Here is a 25,836-nt window from a genome sequence, read left to right on the forward strand (position 1 = left end):
ATGAGACAAGTACTGGCCAACGGCGTGATGCAGCGACTCGGCATCCGGAGCACGACCCGTATGAGCGACGAGCAGATGGACTCGGACATCGACTCGGCAATCATGCCCACCACCATCGCCGCCGACTATGAGACCCTCATCAACGAGTGCTTCCAGGTCCTGGGTCTGACACCCGAGCTCGTGCGGGTCAGCGTGCGCCCCGTGGGCTTCAGCCCCGCGGGCATGGAGATCTATGCCGCCTTCATCAAGGTGCTGCGCTGGGAGCCGAACGTGATCCAGATGCTGAACCGCCTGCCGTACTTCGAGAAAAAGATCGACAAGCGCATCCGGCTCAGCAACCTGACGCGCTACAGCGGCTTCGCGGGCCTGTGGTTCCGCACGCCCGCGACGGTTGAAGGGTTTGCCACCGCGGTGCATTGATTCGGCCGGCGGCCCATGCACCGAGCCGTTCATGCCTTCGGGCGTGAACGGCTTTTTTTATGCCCCACCCCACTTTTTCCTCAGCGCTCGAGCGGCAGCTGCCACACCAGGCCGCCCGCCAGCGCGCACAAGGCGCCACGCGCAGCGGCCCGCCGCGCCTCGGCCGCGAGCCAGGTGTCCACGCTCGCCATTTCGGCCAGGCAGGCGCCGGCCAGGCCCGACAGGCTGCCTCGACCCATGCGCCAACCGGATTCGGCCTGGCCGCGCGCCGCGCGCGCGGCGCTGGCCCGTGCCTGGGCCTCTTCGCAGCGCCGGTGCGCGGCCATGTACCGGCACAAGGCCACGTCGACCTCGTCGGAAGGTCCGCCCCCCGCCTCGCGCACCTGGGCCTGCATGAGCGCCTGCCAGGCCTGCACGGTCAGCGCGGGGGCCTGCGCCACCGCGTGCGACAACTGGGTGGGCAACAGATGGGTCACGCCGGTGAAATGCTGGCCCGCGTCGCGCCATTCGCTCAAGGCCTGAGCCGCCCGGGCCCACACCGCCTCAAGGTGCGGTTGGAGGGCCTCGCGCTCATCCGGCCGCAGGCGGCGCGCCCGCTCGCGTCCATCGGCCAATTGCATGAGTTGTTCGATGCGTTGCTGGCCGTCAAGCGCCAGGGTCAGGCGCTGGCGCGCGGCGATCAAGCGGGCGCAGGCGTCGACCGCCGCGACCGTGCGCTGGCGGGCGTCGGCCGCATCCATGGCCATGCGGGCCACGTGGCTCAGGACCGCACCGACCGGCAGCGCGCCTGGCGAGACGGCCACCCGCGGTGGCGTGCCGGACGGTGGGGAAAAACGCGGGTTGGAACCGGCTGCGTGCACGCTCATCCTCCTTGCAGATCAGACCCCTTGAGTCTTGGCGCGCGAGCAGCCCGATTCAATAATGCGCGGGAACTATATTGACCGGCTTCAGCACCTTGCCGCCTGTTGCCATCCCCATGCCACCCGACAGCGCCGCCGCCTGGGCTTTGGTGCCCGGTATCGGCGCGCTGCTGTCGGCGGTGGGCGAGGTGCTGGCGGCGTCGCCCGGCTGGCAGGCGTGCATGCAAGAAGCGCCCTGGGGCGGCGACTGGCGCAACGGCCTCGATCGCGACAGCCGGCTGCACCTGCTGCAGGCCCTGCCACGCGCGCGCGACTTCACCCTGACCCTGCGCTTGTGGCACCCCGCACGGGGCGTTGCCCACTACCGCTGCGCGGGATGGTGGGACCCGGTGCAGCGCGCGCACGGCTGCTACCTGGTCGAGGTCACGGACCAGGAAGTGGAGCGGCAGGCGCACGACGCGCTCACTGGCTGGATCCGCCGACTGTTCGAGCAACTGCCCATGCAGCTCGCGTACTTCAGCGCCCCGCCCAAGGTGCGCTGCCTGTTCGCGAACAACCGGTTCGCGCGCGCGATGGGCCACGACGACACCTCGATCCTGGGCCGCACCGTGGCCGACCTGCTCACGCCCGACGAACGCCTTCAGCTGCGCAGGGCGGGCAGGCCGTACGCCCGCAGCGGCCAGGACCTGACCTTCCTGCACCGGCGCCGCCGCGCGGACGAGGAAGAGGTCCTGGAGGTCTCCCTCTCCGCCGACCGCTCGCCCGATGGCCGTCTGCGCGGCACCTTCGTGCTGATGACCGACGTGACCGAACGCCACCGCGCCGAGAGGGCCCTGCGCGCCTCGCGCGAACGGCTGTCGCGCTTCCTCGAGGTCAGCGCGGAGGGGGTGCTGTTCCATCGCGACGGCACCATCACCGACGCCAACCCGGCCGCCTGCCAGCTCTCGGGCCACCCCCACGCCGAACTTGTCGGGCGCACGGTGGTGTCGATGACCCCAAGGCGCCACCGGGACCGCTCGCGCGTGGCCATCGGCAGCGGGGCGGACGCCTACTTCGAGTCGGAGATCCACCACGCGAACGGCGAGACGATCCCGGTCGAGCTGATCGGCCGCACCATGGAAATCAAGGGCGAGCGGCTGCGCATGACGGTCATCCGCGACATCCGCGACCGGCGCCAGGCGCAGGCGCGCATCCACACCCTCATCGAGGATCTGCGCTCGCAGAAGGACCGCGCCGAGGCCGCCGACCGCGCCAAGTCCGTCTTCCTGGCCGCCGCCAGCCACGACCTGCGCCAGCCCATCCACGCCCTGGGCCTGTTCCTCACCGCCCTGCGCGCCATGGCCCGCTCCCCCTGCGTGCCCAGCTCCGAGCTCACCCAGATCTGCCGGCGCATGCAGTCCTCCCTGGACGGCCTGGGCCAGCTGCTCAACATGCTGCTCGACGTCTCCCGTCTCGACGCCAACGCCGTGCAGGTCGAGCTCGCCGCCCTGCCCCTGGCCCAGCTCTTCGCCGAACTCGACCAGGAGTTCGCCGAGCTCGCCCACGAAAAGGGCCTGCGCCTGCATGTGGCCAGCTCCTCGGCCTGGGTGCGCACCGACGCCACCGTGTTGCGCCGCATCCTCTCCAACCTCATGGCCAACGCCATCCGCTACTCCCAGCGCGGGCGCATCCTGCTGGGCGCCCGATCGCGCGGCGATCGCCTGGAGATTCAGGTCTGGGACCAGGGCATCGGCATCGCCCCCGAGCAGCTGGAGGCCATCTTCGAGGAGTTCTACCAAATCGATGCCGCCCACTCGCGGCGCAGCCAGTCCCATGGCCTTGGGCTGGGCCTGTCCATCGTCAAACGATCGGCCCGCCTCATCGACGCGCCGCTGCGCGTGTGCTCCACCCCCGGGCGCGGCTCGCTCTTTTGCATCAGCGTGCCACGCGCACCGACGCACACGCACACGCACACGCACACGCACACGCACGCCAACGCCAACGCCAACGCCAACGCCAACGCCAACGCCAACGCACCCGCACCCGTACACACACCTACGCACGCCCACGCACCCTCCCCCCCCGAGCCCACCCAGCGCAGCGGGCGGCCCGCCGCCGCGCCAGCCCCGGGCGCGCGCCGCGTGCTCGTCATCGACGACGAGGAGCAGGTCCTCATGGGCATGCAGCAGCTGCTGCAGGTCTGGGGCCACCAGGTCTGGTGCGCCAACTCCGCCGACGAGGCCGTCGTGCTGGCCATCGCTCACGCCCACGAGATCGACCTGCTGCTCTCCGACTACCGCCTCGGCGGCAACATGACCGCCGTGCAGGCCATCGCCGCCGTGCACGCCTGCCTGCCCGCCCCCGTGCCCACCTACATCCTCACCGGCGACACCTCCCCCCAGCGCATCCAGGAAGCCTCCGAACTCGGCTTCCCACTCCTGCACAAACCCGTCGAGCCCGACGCCCTGCTCGCCGCGCTGGAGGCCTGAGCCTCAGGCGAGCAGCGCCGCCACCCGCTCGCGCAGCCCGTCGGGCGTGAGGCCCGGCGCGGCCAGCGGCGCGCCCACGTTCAGGCCCACCCGGTTGAACAGGCCGCGGCGGAACGGCCGCACCATGGCCACGCGCGCGCCCTGGCGCTCCTCGATGCGGCTGAAGAACGACCCCCACAGGTTGGTCAGGCCCATGGGGATCACGGGCACCTCCAGGCCGTCCGCGCGGGCGCGCTCCAGGATCTTGATCACGCCGCCCCGGAAAGCCTGCAGCTGACCGTCGCGCGTGATGCCGCCCTCGGGGAAGATCGCCACCAGTTCGCCCTCGCGCAGCGCCTGGGCGGCGCGCTCGAACGCGGCGTCGTAGGCACCGGGGTCCTCGCTCTGCGGCGCGACGGGGATCGCCTTGGCCAGGCGGAACAGCCCGCCCAGCAGCGGCTGGCGGAAGATGCGGTGGTCCATGAGGAAGCGGATCGGGCGCGGACTGGCGGCCATGATCAGCACCGCGTCGACGAAGCTCACGTGGTTGCACACCAGCACCGCCGCGCCTTCGGTGGGGATGCTCTCGTCGCCACTCACCTGGAAGCGGTAGACCAGGCGCGAGGCCACCCAGGCCACGAAACGCAGCAGGTACTCGGGCACCAGCATGAAGATGTAGAACGCCACCACGGCGTTCGCCAGACCCACCACCAGGAACATCTGCGGGATGGTGAACCCCATCTGCAGCAGCGCGCCGGCCACCAGCGCGCTGGCGATCATGAACAGCGCATTGAGGATGTTGTTGGCGGCGATGATGCGCGCGCGGTGCGTGGGCCGGCTGCGCATCTGGATCAGCGCGTACATGGGCACGCTGTACAGGCCGGCGAACAGGCTCAGCAGCGCCAGGTCGATCAGCACGCGCGCGTGCGCCGGCTGCGACAGGAAGGCCCCCAGCGCCATCACCCCGGCCGGCGGCAGGCCGCGCGTGGCGAAGTACAGGTCGATGGCGAACACGCTCATGCCGATGGCGCCCAGTGGCACCAGGCCGATCTCCACGTGCCGGCGCGACAGCACCTCACACAGCAGCGAGCCAACGCCAATGCCGACCGAGAACACCACCAGCAGCAGCGAGGCCACCTGCTCGTTGCCGTGCAGCACGTCGCGCGCGAAGGCGGGGAACAGGCTGAGGAAGACGGCGCCGAAGAACCACATCCAGCTGATGCCCAGCACCGAGCGGAACACCACCGTGTTGCCATGGGCCAGCTTGAGGTTGCGCCAGGTCTCGCTCACCGGGTTCCAGTTGATGACCAACGCAGGATCGGTGGCCGGCGTGGGCGGCACATGGTGCGAGGCGAAGCGCCCCAGCAGCGCCAGGCCCACGCAGGCGAAGCCCACGTGGTGCGCGCCGATCTCGGGCACGGCGATGATCAGGCCGCCCGCCACGTTGCCGAGCAGGATGGCGACGAAGGTGCCCATCTCCACCATGCCGTTGCCGCCGGTGAGCTCGCGCTCGCCCAGGTGCTGCGGCAGGTAGGCGAACTTCACCGGGCCGAACAGGGTGGAGTGCAGGCCCATGAGAAAGGTGCAGGCCAGCAGCACGGCGACGTGCTGGCCGAAGAAGCCCCAGGCGGCCAGCGCCATGATGCCGATCTCCAACCGCTTGACGAAGACCATGAGCGAGCGCTTGTCCAGCTTGTCGGCGAGCTGGCCGCTGGTGGCCGAGAACAGCAGGAAGGGCAGGATGAAGAGCGCGCCGATCACCAGGCCTGCCAGGCTGGCGGGCAGCCAGCCGATCTGCAGCTGGTAGGTGACCAGCACCGTGAACGCGAACTTGAAGAGGTTGTCGTTCGCGGCGCCGAGGAACTGCGTCCAGAAGAAGGGCGCGAAGCGGCGCTGCTTGAGCAGGGCAAACTGGTTGTGGCCCGGGGCCTGGGGCACGGCGCCGGTGTCCGGGGACAGCGTGGCGGTGGTCATGGCGTCTCCTCCTCTGGGTGGGCGCCGGGAAGGCGCGCGGCGGATTCTGCCCGCCCCCACCGTCCACCGCGCGAATTTCGATACGGGATCGACTGGCACCATCCAGGGTACCGAATTTCGATACTCTGACCACCCATGAGCACCACCGCCGACCTCGTCACCGCCCTCAAGCGGGAACTCAAATCCGCGCGCATGACCTACGCCGACCTGGCGATCGCCATGGGCATGGCCGAGTCCAGCGTCAAGCGCATGCTGGCCAAGGGCGACATGTCGCTCTCGCGCATCGACGCCATCTGCCACGCGCTCAAGCTCGACTTCGCGGAACTCGCGCGCCGCGTCGCCGACGCGCAGCCGCTGGTGACCGAGCTCACGCCCGCGCAGGAGCGGGCCGTGGTGGCCGACAAGAAGCTGCTGCTGGTGGCCATCTGCGTGCTGAGCCAATGGACGGTGGAGCAGATCACCGGCACCTACCGGCTCAGCGAGGCCGACTGCGTGAAGTCCCTGGCCCAGCTCGACCGCATCGGCATCATCGAGCTGCGCCCGCTCAACCGCTACCGCCTCAAGCTGGCCAAGACCTTCCGCTGGCGGCCGCACGGCGCGGTGATGAACTTCTTCCGCGAACACGCCTTGCTTGACTACTTCGCGGGCGGCTTCGACGGCCCCGGCGAGGGCCTGATGCTGGTGCACGGCTCGGTGAGCCGCACGCTGGCGCCGCTGTTCCTGGAGCGCCTGCAGCGCGTGGCGCAGGACTTCGCGCAGCAGCACCAGACCGACCAGAAACTGGCCGAGAAGGACCGCGAGGGCTACACCCTGGTGTTGGCCATGCGCCGCTGGGAATTCGAGGCCTTCACCCACCTGCGCCGCTGAACCGGCCGCGCCGCTGGCATGATCGCGGGCTTGCCTGTCGAACCGACCCCTGCATGAACGAGACCCGACCCCAGCCCCGGCGCCCGCGCCAGGGCCCCAAGACGCCCAAGGCCCCGTCCGCGCCGCGCCACCCGCTGCTGGCGCAGCTCGCCGAGTGGCACCCCGCCCTGTTCGGCGACGAGCCGCGCCCGCTCAAGCGCGGCATCTTCGAAGACCTGATCGCCGCGCACGGCGAGGCGCTGGAGGCCGAGGCCCTGAAGGCCGCCCTGGGCCTGCACACGCGCAGCACGCGCTACCTCAACGCCGTGGGCTCGGGCCAGCCGCGCCGCGACCTGCAAGGCCAGGCGGTGGAGGTGGTCGCCCCCGAGCAGCGCCACCACGCCATCGTGGAGGTGTACCGCCGCCGCCAGTCGCGCAGCCCCGAAGACCTGGCGCCGCAGCTGCGCCAACGCATCGCGCGCGCCTTCGAGGCCAGCGGCCTGGGCCGCGAGGCCTATGCCACGCTGGTGCGCGGGCGCGACGAGGCGATCAACGCGGCCACCGAGGCGGCGCTGGACGAGGCCAGCGCGCGCATCGCGCGCGAGGCCGCGCTGCTGCGGGCGTTCGAATCGAGCGGCCTGAGCGTGGCGGCCTTCGCCGACGGCTATGGCATGACGCCGGACGACGCGCAGCGCGCCCTGGAGCGCGCACGCCAGCGCCGCTGAGGGCGCGGCCGGCTCAGCCCTCGCGCACGAAGACCGTCAGCACGCCGGTGTAGCCGTAGAGCCGGTGGTGCGCGATCTCGCCACCGGCGAAGAAGCCCACCAGCGGCACGTCGCCCAGCGCGTGGCGCACGATCTGCAGCTCGGCGCTCGGCCCGCCGAAGTGCGGCCCGCCGCGGCCCGCGCAGCTCACGTACACCGCGCCCGCGATGGCGCGCGCCGGCCGCGGCGCGGCCTCCACCTCGGCCGCACCGGCGCCGAACAGCAGCTCCTCCGGCTCCAGTTCCTCGCGCACCTCGGCGCACACGCGCATGAGGTCGGCGCGCGCCGCCTGCACGTGGCGCTCGCAGAAGGCCAGCCGCGAGCCCTCGGGCGCCAGCTCGGCGATGGCCACGCCCCGGCGCACCGGGTCCAGGCCGATGATGTGGCGCACGATCACCTCGTGCCCGAAGGCGCCGCGCCGGTGCGAGGCCTCGCTGGTCGCCACCGGGGTGCCGTCGGGGCCAGGGCGGGTCACGCCCACCAGGGTGTGGCGCAGCCGCAGCATGGCGTGCTCGGGGTGGTCGAGCGAGATCTCCAGTTCGCGCAGCAGCACATCCAGCGCGGGCTCGCCGTCCAGGCGGGTCACCAGGTGAGCGTCGGATTCGGTGACCACGTGGGTCGCCGCGATCGGCTGCGCGCCCTGCGTGACGCGCGAGACGATGCCCACCTCGCGCCCGAAGGCCACGCCGCTGAGCCCACCGTGGAACACCCCGCTGGCCGCGCCGTGACCGCTGAGGGTGCCCGCGCTGCCCAGCGCGAACTGCACGGTGGGGCCGCGGCTGCCCGCCAGGCCGCCGAACAGGTAGCCGCTGCCGGTTCGCTCGGCCATTTCGGCGATCAGCTCACCCACCTCGGGCGTGCCGGCGTCGGCGTGCACCAGGGCCGTGTGGGCGACGAAGCCCTCGCCGCCGTCCGCGCGCCCGCTGGCCGACAGCGGCGCTACGCCACTGAACACGCGGTACTGGTCGGGGCTCAGGTCGCACAGCATCACCGACAGCGCCGGCTCGTCGAAGTACTCCACGTTGCTGGCCGAGACGCCCACGCCCACGGTGCCGGCCCAGTCGGTCACCTCGGGCAGTTCGGCGCTCATCCACTCCAGCAGGGCCTCGGCCTCGCCGGCGTAGTGGTCGGTGATGTAGAGCAGCCCCAGCGAGGGCTGGCTGGCGTGGTCGGGCAGGGCCATCTGCGCGCGCAGCTGCGCCACCACCATGGCGGCGGCCATGCGCCATTGCGGGTGGGTGGCGTGCGCCTGGGGGAAACGTTTCATGCGGTGTTCGAGCCCCGCGGGGCCCGCGGGTTCAAGCGCGTTTGTCGCGCGTCTTTCGAGGCGCCGCCTTCTTGGCGGGTGCCGCCGGGGCGCCGGACGAGACGGCACGCGCCGCCGCGCGGCCCACGCCCGCCGCCGCCCCCATGCCGCGGCCCACCGTGCCGGCGGCGCTGCGCGCGGCCTGGCCGGCCAGGCCGGTGGCGGTCTTCACGGCGGCATCGGTGAGGTCGGTGGCGACCTGGCGCGTGGTGTCCAGCGCGCCTTGCTTGGCCGCGTCCTTCAGGGCGTTGGTGGCGATCTGCTGGAACTGCTGGGACAGGGCGCCCCACCACTGCAGCGGATCGACCACACCGCCCGCCGGAGCGGCCACTCCGGCCTTGTCGGCCTTGGGCGCCACTTTCTTCGCGGCCGGCTTGCGCCGCGCGGGCGCGGGTTTGGCCACTTCGGTGCCGTAGGTGCGCGGCGGCACCTCCAGGCCCGGGAAGGGGTTGGCCTTGGCGGCGACCTCGGCCGTCTTCAGCTTGAGCGCGTTGGCCACGTCGCCCATGCTGAAGTTCATGGACTTCAGCGTGGACAGGGTCATTTTCTGCACCTCCAGCGCCTGGATGGTGGCGCCCAGGGCCTTGGCGTTCTGGTCCAGCCAATAGTGCACGGCCTTGAGCTCCTCGATGCGCTTCTCGAGTTCCTCGACGTTGAAGGTGGGCGCCACCCAGTGGCTGAGGTTGGGCAGCTGCGGGATGTTCTGCCCGATGCCCTGGGCGATGCCGCCGGCGGCCTGCGTGGCCAGGTTCTGCAGGAAATCGAAACCCGGCACGAACTTGCCGAAGCCGCTGGCGGACGCATCGCTCATGGCGAACTCCTCGATGGAAGGACCGGGGATCAGCCGTCGACGCCGTAGCGCGGCGCGCGGCGCTCGCGCAAGGATGCCACACCTTCGCGCACGTCGGGCCCGGCAAAACCCATGAATTCCAGCGCGAGCGAGGTGTCGAAACTCGGGCCCGCCTGGCGCAGCCAGTTGTTGAGCGAGTACTTGGTCCAGCGGATCGCGCTGGCGCTGCCGCCGGCCAGGCGGTCGGCCACCTCGTAGGCCTTGTCGAGCAGCTGGTCGTCGTCCACCACCAGCGAGACCAGGCCGATGCGCTCGGCCTCTTCGCCGCTCACGGCGTCACACAGCATGAGGTAGTACTTGGCCTTGGCCATGCCGCACAGCAGCGGCCAGACGATGGCCGCGTGGTCGCCCGCCGCCACGCCCAGGCGCGTGTGGCCGTCGACGATCTTGGCGCTGCGCGCGGCGATGGAGATGTCGGCCAGCAGGCCGGCCACCAGGCCCGCGCCCACGGCCGGGCCGTGCATGGCGCTGACGATGGGCTTGTCGCAGTTGATGACGTTGTAGACCAGGTCGCGCGCCTCCTTCCAGACGCGCGAGCGCACCTCGAAGTCGGTGGCCATGTCCTGCACCAGGGCCAGGTCGCCGCCACCGGAAAAGCCCATGCCGCTGCCGCGCAGCACGGCGGCGCGCACGCTGTCGTCGCGGCCCACGTCGCGCCAGATCTCGCTCAGCTCCCAGTGGCCTTCGTGGCCGGCGGTGGGCAGCTTGCCGTTGCCGCCGGGGCCATCGGCGCGCATGCGGATGTCGAGCACGCTGGGCGTGCCGTTCACCAGCGGGCCACGGCGGCTGATCTCCAGGGTCTGGTAGCGGCTGTAGTCGATGGTCGGGCTCATGGTGGTCTCCTGATGGTCGTTTGCTCTTGGACCGATCGATTGTGCTTGACCTGCATCAAGCGCCACGGCGCCGGCCGGGCCCAAGATGGAAGCCACGCAGGAGGCCCCCATGAGCACGTTCATTTCCGACACCTTCGAGATCCAGTTGCGTGCCGCGCGCCAGGCGCTGCTGGAGCGCCTGTACGCCCAGCGGGGCGGTGCCCGCAGCCGCGCCGAAGTGGCCGCCGACAAGCGCGCCCAGGCGGCCGACGACAACGACGCCGTCGCGGACCCGGCCTTCGACCTCGGCTCGGTACTGGGTGAGCGTGAAGCGGGCGAACTGGCCGCCATCGACGCCGCGCTCGCGCGCATCGCCGACGGCAGCTATGGCCTGTGCGTGGACTGCGGCGCGCAGATACCCGCCGCGCGCCTGCACGCGCAGCCCACGGCCGACCGCTGCCTGGACTGCCAGGCGCGGGCCGAGCGCTGATCGGGCGCGGTCCGCGCCCCGGGGCCGGGTTCAGGCCTTGGTCAGCGGCGCGATCTTCTGGTCGATCGCGCCGAAGATGGACTGGCCGTCCTTGCCCTTCATCTCGATTCGGATGGTGTCGCCGTACTTCATGAAGGCGGTGGAGGGCTTGCCGTCGAGGATGGTCTCGATCGCGCGCTTCTCGGCGATGCAGCTGTAGCCCTTGGGCCAGTCCTTGCGGCCGTCGACTTCCACACCCTTGTTGCTCACCGTGCCGCTGCCCACGATGGAACCCGCGCGCACGTTGCGCGTCTTGCCGATGTGGGCGATGAGCTGGCCGAAGTGGAAGGTCATCTCGGGGCCGGCCTCGCACATGCCGACCTTGCGGCCGTTCCAGGTGCTCTGCAGCGTGAGGTGCAGGCGCCCGCCCTGCCAGGCGTCGCCCAGCTCGTCGGGCGTCACGGCCACGGGGCTGAAGGCGGTGGCGGGCTTGCTCTGGAAGAAGCCGAAGCCCTTGGCCAGTTCGGCGGGAATCAGGTTGCGCAATGAAACGTCGTTGGCCAGCATCACCAGGCGGATGCCCTCGAGCGCCTGCTCGGGCGTCGCGCACATGGGCACGTCGCCGGTGATGACGGTGATCTCGGCCTCGAAGTCGATGCCGTAGTCCTCGCTGGGCACCACCACGTCGTCCATCGGGCCGATGAAGTCGTCGCTGCCGCCCTGGTACATCAGCGGGTCTTCGTAGAAGCTGGCCGGCACCTCGGAGTTGCGCGCGGCGCGCACCAGCTCCACGTGGTTCAGGTAAGCCGAGCCGTCGGCCCACTGGTAGGCGCGCGGCAGCGGCGCCATGCACATGGCCGGGTCGAAGGGGAAGGCGTGGCGCGCCTTGCCCTGGTTCAGGGTCACGTACAGGTCCTGCAGCTGGGGGCTGATGAAGTTCCAGTCGTCCAGGGCCTGCTGCAGGGTGTTCGCGATGCCGGTCGCATAATGGGCCGTGCTCAGGTCACGCGAGACCACCACCAGTTGTCCGTCGCGCGAGCCGTCCTTGTAGGTGGCGAGTTTCATGCGTATCTCCTGCTGCCTTCTGAGTGGATGGGTGCCCCGGGGGCTTTGGGGCGATAATTACGGGTAGTGAAATCGATTAACCTATGCGTAAGAGCGAGATTCTAGACCAAAGCCCCGCCAACGAGAGCGACGACAGCGAACCCCAGCGCGCGGGCATCCAATCGGTCGAGGTCGGCTTTGAATTGTTGAACGCCCTGTCGAGGGCCAGCGGCGCACTGATGCTGCGCGACCTGGCCGCCGCCGCCGGCATGAGCGCGGCCAAGGCCCACCGCTACCTGGTGAGCTTCCAGCGCCTGGGCCTGGTCACGCAGGACAGCGCCAGCACCCGCTACGACCTGGGACCGGCCGCGTTGCGCCTGGGCCTGGCCAGCCTGTCGCGCATCGACGCCGTGCGCCTGGCGCGCGAGCGCATCGACGCCCTGCTGCCGCTCACCGGTCACACCCTGGCCATCGCCGTCTGGGGCAACCAGGGGCCCACCATGGTGCACTGGACCGAGGCGCCCCAGGCCGTGCCCGTGGCGCTGCGCCTGGGCGACGTGATGCCCCTGCTGTCGTCCGCCACCGGCCGCTGCTTCGCCGCTTTCATGGGCGACGAGGGCCACGACGCCCAGCGCGTCGGCCCCATGATCCGCGAGGAACTCGCGCGCCTGAAGAAGCTGCCGCGCAACGGCCCCTTGCCGCTGGACCTGCCCACCTCCATGGCCGAGGTGCAGGAAATGCTCGACGAGGTGCGCCGCCGCGGCGTGGCGCGCGTGGTGCACAGCCTGCAGGCCAGCGTGGCCGGCTTTGGCGCCCCCGTGTTCGACGTGCAAGGCCGCATGGTGCTGGCCATGGTGGTGCTGGGCTCGGTGGCCACCCTGGACACCGACTGGGACGGCGGCCCGGCGACCGCGCTGCGCGACGCCGCCCGTCGGCTCAGCGCCGATCTCGGGCACCGCGAAGCGGCGCCCCGGTCCGACGAGCCATGAAGCCACTCAAGACCCCCGTGGGCCCGAGATCCCGCCCCTGGCTGTGGCTGGGCGCCGGCGTGCTGGCGGCCCTCGCCGCGGCGCTCGGCCCCCAGGGGGGCGGCACCGCGTTCGCCGCCGCGCCACCGGCACCCGCCGCCAGCTCCACCGCCCCGCGCAGCGACCCGCCCCCGGCGAGTGAGCTGAGTTACGAGGTGTTCGGCCAGGCCAAGGGCTTCGACTACCGCGCCACCGGCAGCCTCTCCTGGCGCCGCGAGGGCCCGAACTACGAGGCCCGCCTGGAGCTCGCCATGCCCCTGCTCGGCAAGCGCGTGCAGACCAGCCAGGGCAGCGTGGGCCCCGACGGCCTGCGGCCGACGCGGTTCGCCGACAAGCGCAGCAGCGAGCGCGCCGTGCAGTTCGAGCCCGAGGCCAAGCGCATCCGCTTCAGCAACAACGCCCCCGAGGCCGAGTGGCTGCCTGGCGCGCAGGACCGCCTGAGCCTGTTCCTGCAGCTCGCCGGCCTGCTGCGCGCCCAGCCGCGCCAGACCGGCGACGTGCTGAGCTTCCAGGTGGCCGGCCTGGGCGATGCCGAGATCTGGCAGTTCGAGGTGGGCGCTCTGGAGACCCTGCGCCTGCCGGCCGGCAACATCGAGGCCCGGCTGCTGAAACGCACCCCGCGCAAGCCGCACGACAGCACGGTCGAGGTCTGGCTGGCGCCCTCCCTGGGCCACCTGCCGGTGCGCCTGCGCATCGCCCAGCCGAATGGCGATGTGGCCGATCAACGGCTCGCCCGTTTGCCCTAGCCGCCGAGCACCCCGGAACCCGTTTCGGCTCAAACGCCACAAGCCGATTGAAAAACGCCGTCGCGTCCCCAACTGGGGCATACCCCTGCTCCAGTGGGGATGCAATTTGCCGATATAACGGCATCAGCGCCGAAAGCGATTGGCGGAAAGGAAATCAAGTCCATGCACATGCTGTACGACTCGGAAGCGTTCGCGGTGGTCCACATCCTGGCCAACGCGCCGGCCGACGGTGAGGCCCCCACCGACACCGGGCCGCAGATCCCGCGCCATGGCTTTGAAATCGTGGACAAGCGCTCGGGCAAGGAGGTCTACCTCGACGGCTCCTGGGCCGAGATGTTCCAGGCCCAGATCGTGGAATGGCAGCGCAACAGCCCCTCGCAGGAAGAGGTGGAGAACACGCTGGAGGGCTACGCCTCGCTGGCCCAGAACCCGGTCGTGATGCACTGAGCGCACCAGGGCGCCCCGACAACCCACAGCCCAGCCTGGCTATGCCAGGCTTTTTTGTGCCCGCGCGCAGCGCCAGCGGTACACCGGCTCGGCCAGGACCAGCACCGCCACCAGGCGGCAAACCTGGAAGGCGGTGACCACCGGCACGCCCAGCTGCAGCACCTTGGCGGTGATGGCCATCTCGGCGATGCCCCCTGGTGAGGTGCCCAGCAGCATGGTCACCGGGTGCAGACCCGTGAGCCGCGCCACCACCCAGCCGAAGCCGGCGCACAGGGCCATCATGGCGAAAGTGGCCAGTGCCACCGAACCCAGCCAGCGCGGCGCCGTGTGCGCGAAGGCCGGCGTGAAGCGCACCCCCAGGCTCACGCCGATGAACAGCTGGGCCGCGTTGGTGAAGGCCAGCGGCAGGGCCGAGAGCTGCACGCCCGCCAGCGTGATCGCCATGGTCACCACCAGCGCGCCCATGAACCAGGGGTTGGCGCGGCCCAGTCGCTGCATGGCCAGGGCACCGGCCAGCGTGAGCAGCCCCAGCAGGGCCAGCCCACCCGCGTGCACCTCGCGGATGGCGGGCGGCAGCGTGTCCAGCCCATGCACGCCCGCGGCCTGCAGGGCGAACGGAATGGTGACCGTGACAAGCAGCACGCGCAGGGTGTGGGCGGCGGCCACCAAGTCGGTGCGCGCGCCCTGGCGCTCGGCCAACAGGGTCATCTCGGACGCGCCGCCGATGGCGCCCGAAAAATAGGTGGTGGCGATCAACTGCGCGGGCGGCAGCCGCAGGCGCGCCGCGTGCTGGCGCCGCAGCCAGGCCGCGAAGCCCAGGCCCAGCAGCAGCGCCCAGGCCACGCCCAGGACGATCGCCCACCACAAGCCGGCGACCAGGGCGCCCACCTCGGGGGTGAAGTACAGGCCCAGGGCCGCGCCGATCACCCACTGCCCGGCGTTGCGCAGCGGTGTCCAGCTTTCGGTGGGCGCGCCCAGCACCGACACCAGGGCGCTGGCCAGCAGCGGTCCGATCATCCAGGGGATGGGCGTGCCCAGCCAGACGCACAGGCGGGCGGCGGCGTAGGCGAGCAAAAGGGTCAGGGCCGTGCGCGTCCAGGACGCCGGCCCGAAGCGCGACACAGGGAGAGGCACTCGGGAAATCTCGGGCGGCGCGGAGGGCGCCATCGGGGCCCGTAGTATCGGTGCATGAAGCCCTCCCTTGCCGCCACTGGCCTGGCCGTGCTCTGGCTCGCGGCCTGCGCCCAGACACCCCCTCGGGACCTGTCCGCCCTGCTCGCCCGCACCCAGCCCACGCCCCTGCTGCTGGTGGGCGAGCAGCACGACGCGCCCGAGCACCAGCAGTTGCAGCGCGAACTGGTGCAGACCCTGGCCACGCGCGGCGAGCTCGCGGCCGTGGTGATGGAGATGGCCGAGGCCGGCCACGACACGCGCCAGCTGCCGCGCGACGCCAGCGAAGAGACCGTGCGCCAGGCCCTGGCCTGGGACCAGGGGGCCAATTGGCCCTGGCCGGTCTACGGGCCGGTGGTGATGGCCGCCGTGCGCGCGGGCGTGCCCGTGCTCGGTGGCAACCTGCCGCGCGCGCGGATGCGCGAGGCCATGGCCGACACCGCGCTGGACCGGTCGGTGGACGCCCCGGTGCTGGACCGCCAGCGCGCCGCCGTGCGCGAAGGCCACTGCGATCTGCTGCCCGACAGCCAGATCGCGCCAATGACGCGCATCCAGCTCGCGCGCGACCGTTCGTTGGCGGACACCGCGCTCCAGGCCCTGGCGCCGGGCCGCACGGTGCTGCTGATCGCGGGCAACGGCCATGTGCGCACGGACATCGGGGTGCCGCTGCACCTGCCCGCCGGCCAGGCCCGCCGCGTGGTGGTGGCGCGCGCGGGCGCGGCCGGCGCCGACGCGCCGGGTGACGTGGTCTGGCCCACGCCCGCGCTGCCCGAACGCGACCACTGCGCCGGGCTGCGCGAGCGCTTCAAGCGCTGATCAGTCCTTCAGGCGCTGGATCGCGTCGGCCAGCACCGAGACCATGGTCTCGATGTGCTCGCGCTCCACGATGTAGGGCGGCGCGAACACCAGGTTGTCGCCCGCGTTGCGCACCAGCACGCCGCGGTGGAAGCAGTCCAGGAAAACGTCGAAGGCGCGCTTGCCGGGCATGCCCGCCTGCGGCGCCAGTTCCACCGCGCAGGCCAGGCCCAGGCTGCGGATGCCGATGACGTGCGGCAGGCCCTTGATGGCGCTGAACATGGCGTCGCTCAGCACCTGGCCCATCTGGCCGGCGCGCGCGAACAGCTGCTCCTTCTGCATCAGCTCCAGCGTGGCGATGGCCGCCGCGCAGGCCACCGGGTGGCCCGAGTAGGTGTAGCCGTGGAAGAACTCGATGGCGTGGTCGGGCGCGTTGCCGTGTGCGCCCATCATGGCGTCGTAGATGCGCTGGCTGCAGACCACGCCGCCCATGGGGATGACGCCGTTGGTGACGCATTTGGCGAAGTTCAGCATGTCGGGCTGCACGCCGTACCAGTCGGCGCCGAAGGCCGTGCCCAGGCGGCCGAAGCCGGTGATGACCTCGTCGAAGATCAGCAGGATGCCGTGTTTGTCGCAGATCTCGCGCAGGCGCTTGAGGTAGCCCTGGGGCGGCACGTACCAGCCCGCGCTGCCGGCCACCGGCTCCACGATCACCGCCGCCACGTTGCTCGGGTCGTGCAGCGGCAGGATGCGGTTCTCCAGCTCCAGCAGGATGTCCTCTTCCCACACCGGCTCCTGGTGCTGCACGAAGGCGTGCTTCACCGGGTCGTGGATGAAGCGCAGGTGGTCCACGCGCGGCAGCAGGCTGGTGCCGTAGACCTTGCGGTTGGCCGGGATGCCCCCCACCGACATGCCGCCGAAGCCCACGCCGTGGTAGCCGCGCTCGCGGCCGATGAAGAGGTTGCGCTGGCCCTCGCCGCGCGCGCGGTGGTAGGCCAGGGCCACCTTCATGGAGGTGTCGGCCGCTTCGCTGCCCGAGTTGCAGAACAGCACCTTGTTCAGGTCGCCGGGCGCCAGGGCCGCGATCATCTCGGCGGCTCGGAAAGCCTTGTCGTTGCTCACGCTGAAGGCGGTGGCGTAGTCCAGCGTGTCCAGCTGCCGCTTGATGGCCTCGTTGATGGGCTGGCGGTTGTGGCCCGCGCCCACACACCACAGGCTGGAAATGCCGTCGATGACCTGGCGGCCGTCGTGCGTGGTGAAGTGCATGCCGTCGGCGGCGACGAAGATGCGCGGGTCCTTGGCGAAGCTGCGGTTGGGCGTGAAGGGCAACCACTGGTTGTCCATGTTGAAGTCGTTGTAAGCCATGCGGCGTCTCCTGCGAGCGGTGATCCGGGCATTCTGGCACCGCCCCCGCGCGCCGGGGGCGCCACTGCCCGACCCCGCGCCAGGCCCACTGGCGGCCGCCCTGCGACAATCGCGCCGCCATGGAAAACACCTACGTCCTCACCCTGTCCTGCCAGGACCGCCCCGGCATCGTGCACGCCGTCTCGGGCTTTCTGTTCCAGCACGGTGGCAACATCGAAGAGGCAGCCCAGTACAACGACCACGACACCGGGCTGTTCTTCATGCGCGTGCAATTCGCTTGCGCGCAACTGAGCCAGGCCGAGCTGCGCGAGCGCCTGGGCGCCTTCGCCGAACCCTTCGGCATGCGCTGGGGCCTGCACCCGCTGGCGCAACCGCTGCGCACCGTGCTCTTCGTGAGCCGCGAAGGCCACTGCCTCAACGACCTGCTGTTCCGCTGGAAGAGCGGCCTGCTGCCGCTGGACATCCGCGCCATCGTCAGCAACCACCGCGACTTTTACCAACTGGCGGCCAGCTACAACGTGCCCTTCCACCACATCCCGGTGACGGCCGCCACCAAGGCCCAGGCCGAGGCGAAGCAGCTGGAGATCATCCGCGCCGAACAGGCCGAGCTGGTGGTGCTGGCGCGCTACATGCAGATCCTGTCCAACGAGCTGTGCCGCGAGCTCTCGGGCCGCGCCATCAACATCCACCACAGCTTCCTGCCCAGCTTCAAGGGCGCCAAGCCCTACTACCAGGCGCACGACCGCGGCGTGAAGCTGATCGGCGCCACCGCCCACTACGTGACGGCCGACCTCGACGAGGGCCCCATCATCGAACAGGACGTGGCCCGCGTGGACCACACCGACACGGTGGAAGACCTCACCGCCCTGGGCCGCGACACCGAAAGCCAGGTGCTGGCGCGCGCCGTGAAATGGCACGGCGAGCACCGCGTGCTGCTCAACGGGCACAAGACCGTCGTGTTCAAGTGATGCAAGACCTCATCAACGCCGAACGGACCGCCGCCGGGCCGCCCCAAGGCGGGCCAGCCCCCGCGGGGGGCAGCGACCCGCGCCAGCGGCGGAGCGTGGGGGCGTGATGACGGCGCGCATCCCGCCCATCCAGTGCCTGCTGGCCTTCGAGGCCCTGGCGCGGCTGCGCAGCGTCACGCAGACGGCCGACGAGCTCAACGTCACGCCCAGCGCGGTGAGCCACCGCATCCGCCAGCTGGAAGAGATCCTGGGCACCAAGCTGTTCGGCCGCGCGGACTTCTCGCTCACCACCGACGGCATCGAGTACCTCACCCACGTGCGCGACGGCCTGGGCGCCCTGCAGCGCTTCCCCAGCCAGAAGGCCGCGCCCGGGCGGCGCAAGCTGCGCCTGGCCATCACCCCCACCTTCGCGCGCTCGGTGGTGCTGCCGCGCCTGAAGCAGTTCAGCGACACCTATCCCGAGATCGACCTCACGCTACAGGTCAGCATCCCGCTGCTGGACGTGGTGGCCGAGGACGCCGACCTGATGGTGCGCTACGGCACCGGCCGCTACGCCGACGTGGAGTACCTGCTGCTGGCCAAGGACGAGGTCTCGCCCATGGCCTCGCCGGCCTTCGCGCGCGAGCACGGCCCCTTCGAGGCACCCGAGGACCTGGAAGGCCTGCCCCTGCTGCGCAGCCCTCTGGAGCCCTGGCGCACCTGGTTCGCCGCGCACGACCTGGACTGGCCCGAGCCCACCGAGGGCTCGCAGTTCAACGACATCGGCCTGATGTGCGACGCCGCCGCCGCCGGCATGGGTGTGGGCCTGCTGCGCTACAAGCTGGCCGCGCCCTGGCTGGACAGCGGCGCCCTGGTGCCCCTGTACCCGCGCCGCGTGCCCAGCCCGCACGCGCACTACCTGTGCTGGCGCACCGGCACCATGGAGCGCTGGGAATGCGCGGCGTTCGCGCGCTGGCTGCAGCAGGCCATGGGGTGAGCACCGCCCACGGCGCCCACCGCACTCTCACTCAATCGATCGCCAGGCGCTGGGCCGAGGTGGCGGCCTTCTTGGGCAGCGTCAGCCGCAGCACGCCGTTGTCGAAGCGCGCCTTGGACGCGTCCTTGTCCACGCGCTGCGGCAGCTGGAAGGCGCGCGAGACGGCGCCGTAGTACCGCTCGCTGCGCAGCACGCGCTGGCCGTCGCGCTGCTCGTCCTGCTGCTTGACCTCGGCGCGCAGGGTGACCACGTCGTCCTCGATGGTGACCTGGATGTCGTCCTTGGCCACGCCCGGCAGCTCGGCGTCCACGGTGTAGGCCACGGGCGTTTCCTTCACGTCCACCTTGATCTGCGCGGGCAGGGCGTCGCCGTGCAGCGGCTTGACGAAGAAGCCGGGCGCGACGTCGCGGAACAGGTCATCGAACAGGCTGTTGCGGGCAATGAGTCCGGTCATGGTGAAAGTCCTCCAGATTCGAGGGCGCCGCGACCACCGCGGCACCGGGGTGTCTCGAAACTGAAGTCGCCCCCCGAACATTTCAAGACCCCGCGCGCCCGCCGCTCGTCAACAGCCGCTGCAGGATTTTTCAATCCCCGCCGGGCCCGGCGCGCCTACACTGGCCCGCCACCCACGCCCCCGCCATGAACGCCCCACCCCACCCCGACCAGGCCCAGCGCCTGGCCCGCGCCGAGCGCCAGGCCGCCGTGGTGCGGGCCCTGACGCCCCTGCTGCCCGCCCACGCGCTGCTGTGGCAGCCCGAGGACACCATCCCCTACGAATGCGACGGCCTCACCGCCTACCGCGAGCGCCCGATGGTGGTGGCCCTGCCCGAGACCGAGGCCCAGGTGGCCGCCGTGCTCAAGGCCTGCCACGCGCTGGACGTGCCGGTGGTGGCGCGCGGCGCCGGCACCGGCCTGTCCGGCGGCGCCATGCCGCATGCCCTGGGCGTGGTGCTGTCGCTGGCCAAGTTCAACCGCATCCTGCGCATCGACCCGCGCTCGCGCACCGCCACCGTGCAGGCCGGCGTGCGCAACCTGGCCATCAGCGAGGCCGCCGCGCCGCATGGCCTGTACTACGCGCCCGACCCGAGCAGCCAGATCGCCTGCACCATCGGCGGCAACGTGGCCGAGAACTCCGGTGGCGTGCACTGCCTCAAGTACGGCCTGACCATCCACAACGTGCTGCAGGTGCGCGGCTTCACCATCGAGGGCGAGCCGGTCACCTTCGGCGGCGAGGCCCTGGACACGCCCGGCCTCGATCTGCTGCCCCTGGTGGTCGGCAGCGAGGGCATGCTGGCCGTCACCGTCGAGGTGGTGGTCAAACTGGTGCCCAAGCCGCAGCTGGCGCGCTGCATCATGGCCAGCTTCGACGACGTGCGAAAGGCGGGCGACGCGGTCGCCGCCGTGATCGCCGCCGGCATCATCCCGGCCGGGCTGGAGATGATGGACAAGCCCATGACGGCCGCCGTCGAGGATTTCGTGCACGCCGGCTACGACCTGTCCGCCGAGGCCATCCTGCTGTGCGAAAGCGACGGCACACCCGAGGAGGTGGCCGAGGAAATCGACCGCATGAGCGCCGTGCTGCGCGGCTGCGGCGCCACCGCCATCGCCGTCAGCCGCGACGAGGCCGAGCGCCTGCGCTTCTGGAGCGGCCGCAAGAACGCCTTCCCGGCCAGCGGGCGCATCAGCCCCGACTACATGTGCATGGACTCGACCATCCCGCGCAAGCGCCTGGCCGACATCCTGCTGGCCATCCAGGCCATGGAGACCACCTACGGCCTGCGCTGCGCCAACGTGTTCCACGCGGGCGACGGCAACCTGCACCCGCTGATCCTGTTCGACGCCAACGACCCCGACCAGCTCCAGCGCTGCGAGCGCTTCGGCGCCGACATCCTGGAGACCAGCGTCGCCATGGGCGGCACCGTCACCGGCGAGCACGGCGTCGGTGTGGAAAAGCTCAACAGTATGTGCGTGCAGTTCAGCGCGCAAGAGAACGATCAGATGTTCGGTATCAAGCGCGCTTTTGATGCCAAAGAATTACTCAACCCTGGCAAAGTGATCCCGACCTTGCAACGTTGTGCGGAGTACGGGCGGTTGCTGGTGCGCGGCGGGCGGTTGCCGCACCCCGATCTCCCCCGGTTTTAGGGCGCTGTTCCACGCGGCAGGCCCCCTGGGCTGGGGTACATTGCCTCCAATGAGCGCCCGCCTTTCGCCCACCGATGCGCCCCTGGCCCGCCGCGACGGCGAGGCGGGCGTCAGCGAACGCGAGCGGGCCATGCAGCTGGAGCTGCGCACGCTGCGCGCCGAGAACGAGTACCTGCGCCAGCGCTACGCGCAGCAGCTCAGCGGCCTGAACCCGGCGGCCGACGCCAGCCAGCCGGGGCTGCGCGCCGACCTGCCGCTGTCGCTGGTCTCGGCCCTGGACGCCGACCGCGACGGCCGTCCCGCCCAGGCCAAACTGGAGTTCGAGGCCCTGTTCGCCGCGCTCGCGAGCGTGTTCCCCATCGGCGTGTTTCGCACCGACGAGGGCGGGCTGCTGACCCACATCGACAGCCAGCTGCAGCAGATCTTCGGCCTGCAGCGCGAGGACTTTCCCAACTTCGGCTGGCTCGCCCGCGTGCACCCCGAAGACCTGGAGCGCGTGCAGGCCGCCTGGGTGCGCGGCATCTCGCGCGGCGAGAGCCTCAACGTCGAGTTCCGCATCGTCAAGCCGGGCAACGAGACCGTGTACGTGCTGACGCGCAACGCCCCGCTGCGCGACGCCAGCGGCCGCGTCGTCAGCCAGCTCGGCTTCGTGCAGGACATCACCCCGATGCGCGTGCTCGAGGCCGAGGCCCGCATCAAGGACGAACTCAACCGCCAGATCATCGCCAGCAGCCCCGACTGCACCAAGGTGCTCGACCTGGAAGGCCGCGTGGTGCAAATGACCGAGCAGGGCTGCCGCCTGGTCGAGGTGGACGATTTCGAAGAAGTTCGCCTGAGCGACTGGACCACCTGGTGGCCCGACGAGGGCGGCACGCTCGCGCGCGACGCCGTCGCCGCCGCGCGGCAAGGCAAGGGCTCGCGCTTCGTCGCCTTCGGCAACACCTTCAAGGGCACGCCCAAGTGGTGGGACACCGCGCTCACGCCGATCTGCGACGCCCAAGGCCAGCCCGCCATGCTGCTGGCGGTCTCGCGCGACATCACCGAACTGCACCAGCAGCAGGACGAGATCCGCCGCTTCAATGCCGAGCTCGAAAAGCGCGTCAAGGAACGCACCGAGGAACTGGCCGAAGCCAAGGAGCGCGTGAGCATGTCGCTGGCCGAGGCGCAGGCGCTCTACAACCAGGCCCCCTGCGGCTACCACTCGTTCGACGCCAACGGGACCCTGGTGCTCATCAACCGCACCGAACTCGACTGGCTCGGCTACGAGCGCCACGAGGTGATCGGCAAGCTGAACGTGCGCGACATGGTGCCGCCCGGCGACGGCAACCAGGAACAGGTGCTGGAGCGCCTGAACCGCCTGGTCGCCGGCGAGAAGCTCGACCCGATCGAGACCGTGGTGCGCCGCCGCGACGGCAGCACCTTCTCGGCGCTCGTCAGCAGCACGGCCGTGCGCGACAGCAAGGGGCGCTTCCTGCGCTCCAACAACACACTGATCGACATCACCGCCCTGAAGGCGGCGCAGCAGGCGCTGGCCGCGCAGAGCCGGTTCATGCAGACCATCAGCGACAACGCGCCGGTGCAGATCGCCTTCTTCGACCGCGACCTCATCTGCCGCTTCGCCAATGCCAGTTACACCCGCTGGCGGGAAGACCGCTCGCACGACTCGGTGGTCGGCCTGCACCTGAGCGAGATCGCCGACCGCAAGGTCTACGAGTCCGTGCGCGAGCGCCTGAGCGCCGCGCTCGCGGGCGAGCCGCAGCGTTTCGAAGGCGAGCGCCGCTTCCCCGGCGGCGAGCCGTACTACGCCAGCATCGAGTACATCCCTTTCCAGATGGATGGCCAGGTGCAGGGCCTGATCATCCAGATGATCGACATCACCGAGCGCAAGGCCTCGGAAGACCGTGTCTCGCAGGCCAACCAGCGGCTCGCGCGCGCGCTCGAACAAGCCAACGCCCTGTACAACCGCGCGCCCTGCGGCTACCACTCGCTCGACATCGACGGCATATTCGTCTCGATCAACGACACCGAGCTGGAGTGGCTGGGCTACACGCGCGACGAGGTGGTGGGCAAGCTCAACTTCCGCGACGTGATCCCGCCGCACCAGGTGCCGCTGCTCGATTCGCACATGCACCGCATGCTGCAGGACGACGCGCTCGACGGTGTGGAATACGAGATGCTGCGCCGCGACGGCACGCGCTTCTACGCGCTGGTCTCGTCCACCACGGTGCGCGATGCGCAGGGCCGTTTCCTGCGCAGCAACACCACGGTGGTCGACATCACCCGCCGCCGGGCGGCCGAGGACGCGCTGCGCCGCCAGCAGCATTTCCTGCAGTCCATCACCGACCGCGTGCCAGGCCTCATCGCCTACCTCGATGCGGACCTGCACTTCCGCTTCGCCAACGCCGAGCACCTGCGGGTCTACGGCATGGACCCGCAGCGCATCGTCGGCCAGCACCTGAGCCGCTGCGTCGCCCCCGACATCTGGGCCGACATCGAGCCGCGCATGCGCGGCGCCCTGGCCGGCACCTCGCAGCATTTCGAGGCCTGGCGCCGCATGCCCGACGGCACGCCGATCTTCATGAGCGCGAACTACCTGCCCGACCCAGGGCCGGACGGCAAGGTCCGCGGTGTGTTCGTGCAGATCATCGATATCACCGAGCGCAAGCGCGTCGAGGAGCGCGTCAGCCACCTGAACGAGGAGCTCGAGCAGCGCATCCAGGAACGCTCGGCCGAGCTGCTGGAAAGCGAGCAGCGCTTCCGCCTGATGGTGGACAACCTGCGCGACTACTGCATCTTCTTCCTCGACGCCAACGGCTTCATCACCGACTGGACCGACAGCGCCCAGCGCATGGACGGCTACTCGCCCGTGCAGATGCTGGGCCGCCACTACGGCGTGCTGTTCGACCCGGTGGACGAAGCCGCCGGCCGCGCCGACGCCGAGCGCATGCTGCGCCTGGCCGCCTCGCGCGGCCAGCACGACGTGCAGAGCTGGCAGCTGCGCAAGGACGGCTCGCGCTACTGGTCGCACTCGGTGTTGATCGCCCTGCGCGACCAGCGCGGCGACCTCAAGGGCTTCGCCAAGATCAACCGCGACATGACGGACGCGAAGCAGCTCGATGACCTCATGCGCAACATCAACGACGAGCTGGAAAAGCGCGTCGTCGAACGCACCGAGCAGCTGCTGGCCGCCAACCGGGACCTCGAGTCCTTCTCCTACTCGGTCTCGCACGACCTGCGCTCGCCGCTGCGCCACATCTCCAGCTTCGTGAGCCTGCTGGAAGAGCACCTGGGCCTGCAGCGCGACGAAACCACCACGCGCTACCTCGCCACCATCGGCAACTCGGCGCGCCACATGAGCCAGCTCATCGATGGCCTGCTGGCCTTCTCGCGCCTGGGGCGCGCGGCGGTGAACATCGCGCCGGTCGACTTCAACCACCTCGTCAGCGCCGTGGTCTCGCAGCTTGCGCACGACACCGACGGCCGCGTGGTGGACTGGCAGATCGCTTCCGACCTGCCCATCGTGCACGGCGACGCCCTGCTGCTGCGAGAGGTCTGGGCCAACCTGCTGGGCAACGCCTTCAAGTACACGCGGCCACGCGAGCGCGCCGTCATCGGGGTCAGCTGGCACCTGGACCCGGTGCGCGGCTACACCTTCTCCGTGCGCGACAACGGCGTCGGCTTCGACACCAAGTACGCGCAGAAACTTTTCGGCGTGTTCCAGCGCCTGCACCGCGCGTCGGAATTCGAGGGCACAGGCATCGGCCTTGCCCTGACCCGTCGTATCGTGGAGCGCCATGGCGGCAGCATCTGGGCGGAAAGCCGCCTGGGTGAAGGCAGCGTCTTCCATTTCGCCCTTCCCATCGACGGCCCCCGAGCACCCGATCCCACCGATTCCATGCCGGCCCCCCTGGAACCATGAACAAGACCGCCGATGCCATCCTTCTCGTCGAGGACAACCCCGACGACGCCGAACTCACCAAGCTCGCGCTCTCGCGCCACGGGTTGGACGGCCGCGTGACGCACGTCTCCGACGGCATGCAGGCACTGGACTACCTGTTCCGGCGCAACCAGTTCGCCAACCGCCCGGGCAGCAACCCCGTGCTGGTGCTGCTGGACCTGAAGATGCCGTTGCTCGACGGCATCGGCGTGCTGCGCGAGATCAAGAGCTCGGACATCCTGCACAACATCCCCGTGGTGGTGCTCACCTCGTCCACCGAGCCCAGCGACCTGCTGCGCGCCTACGACGCCGGCACCAACGCCTACATCGCCAAGCCGACCGAGTTCTCGCAGTTCCTCAGCGCCATGAAACACGTGTGCGAGTTCTGGGTGAACATCAACCAGACCGCGCCGCCACTGGCCACCGCGGGCGTGCGCAGCACCGGTTTCGGCGAGCTGCTCTAGCGGCGC

Annotated in this window: 23 protein-coding genes; 14 read left to right on the forward strand and 9 right to left on the reverse strand. The window is 70.6% G+C overall.

Going from position 1 to position 25,836, the window contains the following annotated elements; all coding sequences use genetic code 11:
• The gene (locus JNX00_RS19420; RefSeq protein WP_204743320.1) at nucleotides 1-420 is read left to right on the forward strand and encodes a hypothetical protein; all 420 of its coding nucleotides are present in this window, start codon (nucleotides 1-3) and stop codon (nucleotides 418-420) included.
• Nucleotides 421-500: 80 nt separating this feature from the next.
• On the opposite strand, the gene JNX00_RS19425 is transcribed toward JNX00_RS19420, so the two are convergent.
• Nucleotides 501-1,280, reverse strand: coding sequence for a hypothetical protein (locus JNX00_RS19425; RefSeq protein ID WP_139147058.1), 780 nt, complete (start codon nucleotides 1,278-1,280; stop codon nucleotides 501-503).
• 116 nt (nucleotides 1,281-1,396) lie between these two features.
• Here JNX00_RS19425 and JNX00_RS19430 point away from each other — a divergent pair, with 116 nt between their 5' ends.
• On the forward strand, nucleotides 1,397-3,748 hold the full coding sequence (locus JNX00_RS19430) for a PAS domain S-box protein (protein WP_204743322.1): 2,352 nt from the start codon (nucleotides 1,397-1,399) through the stop codon (nucleotides 3,746-3,748).
• Between the two features lie 3 nt (nucleotides 3,749-3,751).
• Here JNX00_RS19430 and JNX00_RS19435 read toward each other — a convergent pair whose 3' ends face one another.
• Nucleotides 3,752-5,701, reverse strand: coding sequence for an MFS transporter (locus JNX00_RS19435; RefSeq protein WP_204743324.1), 1,950 nt, complete (start codon nucleotides 5,699-5,701; stop codon nucleotides 3,752-3,754).
• Nucleotides 5,702-5,836: 135 nt separating this feature from the next.
• On the opposite strand from JNX00_RS19435, the gene JNX00_RS19440 reads away from it, so the two are divergent.
• Nucleotides 5,837-6,568 carry a helix-turn-helix transcriptional regulator gene (locus JNX00_RS19440; RefSeq protein WP_070399441.1) on the forward strand — a complete coding sequence of 244 codons (732 nt, stop codon included), beginning with the start codon at nucleotides 5,837-5,839 and terminating at the stop codon, nucleotides 6,566-6,568.
• Nucleotides 6,569-6,621: 53 nt separating this feature from the next.
• Complete coding sequence (locus JNX00_RS19445) at nucleotides 6,622-7,272, forward strand: ProQ/FINO family protein (protein WP_070399440.1); 651 nt, start codon at nucleotides 6,622-6,624, stop codon at nucleotides 7,270-7,272.
• A 13-nt stretch (nucleotides 7,273-7,285) separates the two neighbouring features.
• Here the strand turns inward: JNX00_RS19445 and JNX00_RS19450 are convergent, their stop codons facing one another.
• From JNX00_RS19450 to JNX00_RS19460, 3 genes are read right to left on the reverse strand one after another with little or no spacing between them, the layout of a single operon-like run.
• On the reverse strand, nucleotides 7,286-8,578 hold the full coding sequence (locus JNX00_RS19450) for an FIST C-terminal domain-containing protein (protein ID WP_204743326.1): 1,293 nt from the start codon (nucleotides 8,576-8,578) through the stop codon (nucleotides 7,286-7,288).
• A gap of 31 nt (nucleotides 8,579-8,609) precedes the next feature.
• Nucleotides 8,610-9,428, reverse strand: a complete 819-nt coding sequence (locus JNX00_RS19455; RefSeq protein WP_204743328.1) for a PhaM family polyhydroxyalkanoate granule multifunctional regulatory protein — start codon at nucleotides 9,426-9,428, stop codon at nucleotides 8,610-8,612.
• 29 nt (nucleotides 9,429-9,457) lie between these two features.
• Nucleotides 9,458-10,300 (reverse strand): enoyl-CoA hydratase/isomerase family protein, encoded by an 843-nt coding sequence (locus JNX00_RS19460; protein WP_175442845.1) that lies wholly within the window; start codon nucleotides 10,298-10,300, stop codon nucleotides 9,458-9,460.
• Between the two features lie 109 nt (nucleotides 10,301-10,409).
• Here JNX00_RS19460 and JNX00_RS19465 point away from each other — a divergent pair, with 109 nt between their 5' ends.
• Complete coding sequence (locus tag JNX00_RS19465; protein ID WP_070399553.1) at nucleotides 10,410-10,769, forward strand: TraR/DksA family transcriptional regulator; 360 nt, start codon at nucleotides 10,410-10,412, stop codon at nucleotides 10,767-10,769.
• Nucleotides 10,770-10,799: 30 nt separating this feature from the next.
• Here the strand turns inward: JNX00_RS19465 and JNX00_RS19470 are convergent, their stop codons facing one another.
• Nucleotides 10,800-11,813, reverse strand: coding sequence for a fumarylacetoacetate hydrolase family protein (locus JNX00_RS19470; protein ID WP_070399437.1), 1,014 nt, complete (start codon nucleotides 11,811-11,813; stop codon nucleotides 10,800-10,802).
• An 83-nt stretch (nucleotides 11,814-11,896) separates the two neighbouring features.
• Here JNX00_RS19470 and JNX00_RS19475 point away from each other — a divergent pair, with 83 nt between their 5' ends.
• The 3 genes from JNX00_RS19475 (at nucleotide 11,897) to JNX00_RS19485 (ending at nucleotide 14,013) form a co-directional block, all read left to right on the forward strand.
• Entirely contained in the window at nucleotides 11,897-12,781 is an 885-nt protein-coding gene (locus tag JNX00_RS19475) for an IclR family transcriptional regulator (protein WP_070399436.1), read from the forward strand.
• Nucleotides 12,778-13,566 (forward strand): DUF3108 domain-containing protein, encoded by a 789-nt coding sequence (locus tag JNX00_RS19480; protein WP_204743330.1) that lies wholly within the window; start codon nucleotides 12,778-12,780, stop codon nucleotides 13,564-13,566. The genes JNX00_RS19475 and JNX00_RS19480 overlap by 4 nt, the downstream gene beginning before the upstream one ends.
• 162 nt (nucleotides 13,567-13,728) lie before the next feature.
• Complete coding sequence (locus tag JNX00_RS19485) at nucleotides 13,729-14,013, forward strand: DUF3567 domain-containing protein (RefSeq protein ID WP_070399434.1); 285 nt, start codon at nucleotides 13,729-13,731, stop codon at nucleotides 14,011-14,013.
• 39 nt (nucleotides 14,014-14,052) lie between these two features.
• Here JNX00_RS19485 and JNX00_RS19490 read toward each other — a convergent pair whose 3' ends face one another.
• On the reverse strand, nucleotides 14,053-15,147 hold the full coding sequence (locus JNX00_RS19490) for an AbrB family transcriptional regulator (RefSeq protein WP_239478183.1): 1,095 nt from the start codon (nucleotides 15,145-15,147) through the stop codon (nucleotides 14,053-14,055).
• 54 nt (nucleotides 15,148-15,201) lie between these two features.
• Here JNX00_RS19490 and JNX00_RS19495 point away from each other — a divergent pair, with 54 nt between their 5' ends.
• The gene (locus tag JNX00_RS19495) at nucleotides 15,202-15,999 is read left to right on the forward strand and encodes a ChaN family lipoprotein (protein WP_204743332.1); all 798 of its coding nucleotides are present in this window, start codon (nucleotides 15,202-15,204) and stop codon (nucleotides 15,997-15,999) included.
• Here JNX00_RS19495 and JNX00_RS19500 read toward each other — a convergent pair whose 3' ends face one another.
• Nucleotides 16,000-17,343, reverse strand: a complete 1,344-nt coding sequence (locus JNX00_RS19500) for an aminotransferase class III-fold pyridoxal phosphate-dependent enzyme (protein ID WP_070399431.1) — start codon at nucleotides 17,341-17,343, stop codon at nucleotides 16,000-16,002.
• 119 nt (nucleotides 17,344-17,462) lie between these two features.
• Between JNX00_RS19500 and purU the strand changes: the two genes are divergently transcribed.
• Nucleotides 17,463-18,311: a formyltetrahydrofolate deformylase gene (purU, locus tag JNX00_RS19505; RefSeq protein ID WP_070399430.1), complete on the forward strand. Its 849-nt coding sequence runs from the start codon at nucleotides 17,463-17,465 to the stop codon at nucleotides 18,309-18,311.
• 106 nt (nucleotides 18,312-18,417) lie between these two features.
• On the forward strand, nucleotides 18,418-19,287 hold the full coding sequence (locus JNX00_RS19510; protein ID WP_070399429.1) for a LysR substrate-binding domain-containing protein: 870 nt from the start codon (nucleotides 18,418-18,420) through the stop codon (nucleotides 19,285-19,287).
• Between the two features lie 31 nt (nucleotides 19,288-19,318).
• On the opposite strand, the gene JNX00_RS19515 is transcribed toward JNX00_RS19510, so the two are convergent.
• On the reverse strand, nucleotides 19,319-19,741 hold the full coding sequence (locus JNX00_RS19515; RefSeq protein ID WP_070399428.1) for an Hsp20/alpha crystallin family protein: 423 nt from the start codon (nucleotides 19,739-19,741) through the stop codon (nucleotides 19,319-19,321).
• 185 nt (nucleotides 19,742-19,926) lie between these two features.
• Between JNX00_RS19515 and JNX00_RS19520 the strand changes: the two genes are divergently transcribed.
• Genes JNX00_RS19520 through JNX00_RS19530 form a run of 3 tightly spaced genes read left to right on the forward strand, consistent with a single transcriptional unit; the run spans nucleotide 19,927 to nucleotide 25,830 of the window.
• The gene (locus JNX00_RS19520) at nucleotides 19,927-21,429 is read left to right on the forward strand and encodes an FAD-linked oxidase C-terminal domain-containing protein (protein ID WP_204743334.1); all 1,503 of its coding nucleotides are present in this window, start codon (nucleotides 19,927-19,929) and stop codon (nucleotides 21,427-21,429) included.
• A gap of 49 nt (nucleotides 21,430-21,478) precedes the next feature.
• Complete coding sequence (locus JNX00_RS19525) at nucleotides 21,479-25,348, forward strand: PAS domain S-box protein (protein WP_204743336.1); 3,870 nt, start codon at nucleotides 21,479-21,481, stop codon at nucleotides 25,346-25,348.
• Nucleotides 25,345-25,830, forward strand: coding sequence for a response regulator (locus JNX00_RS19530; protein ID WP_070399425.1), 486 nt, complete (start codon nucleotides 25,345-25,347; stop codon nucleotides 25,828-25,830). The genes JNX00_RS19525 and JNX00_RS19530 overlap by 4 nt, the downstream gene beginning before the upstream one ends.
• The last annotated feature ends 6 nt before the right edge of the window (nucleotides 25,831-25,836 follow it).

This window comes from Hydrogenophaga sp. YM1, assembly GCF_016903055.1.
GTDB lineage: Bacteria > Pseudomonadota > Gammaproteobacteria > Burkholderiales > Burkholderiaceae_C > Hydrogenophaga > Hydrogenophaga borbori.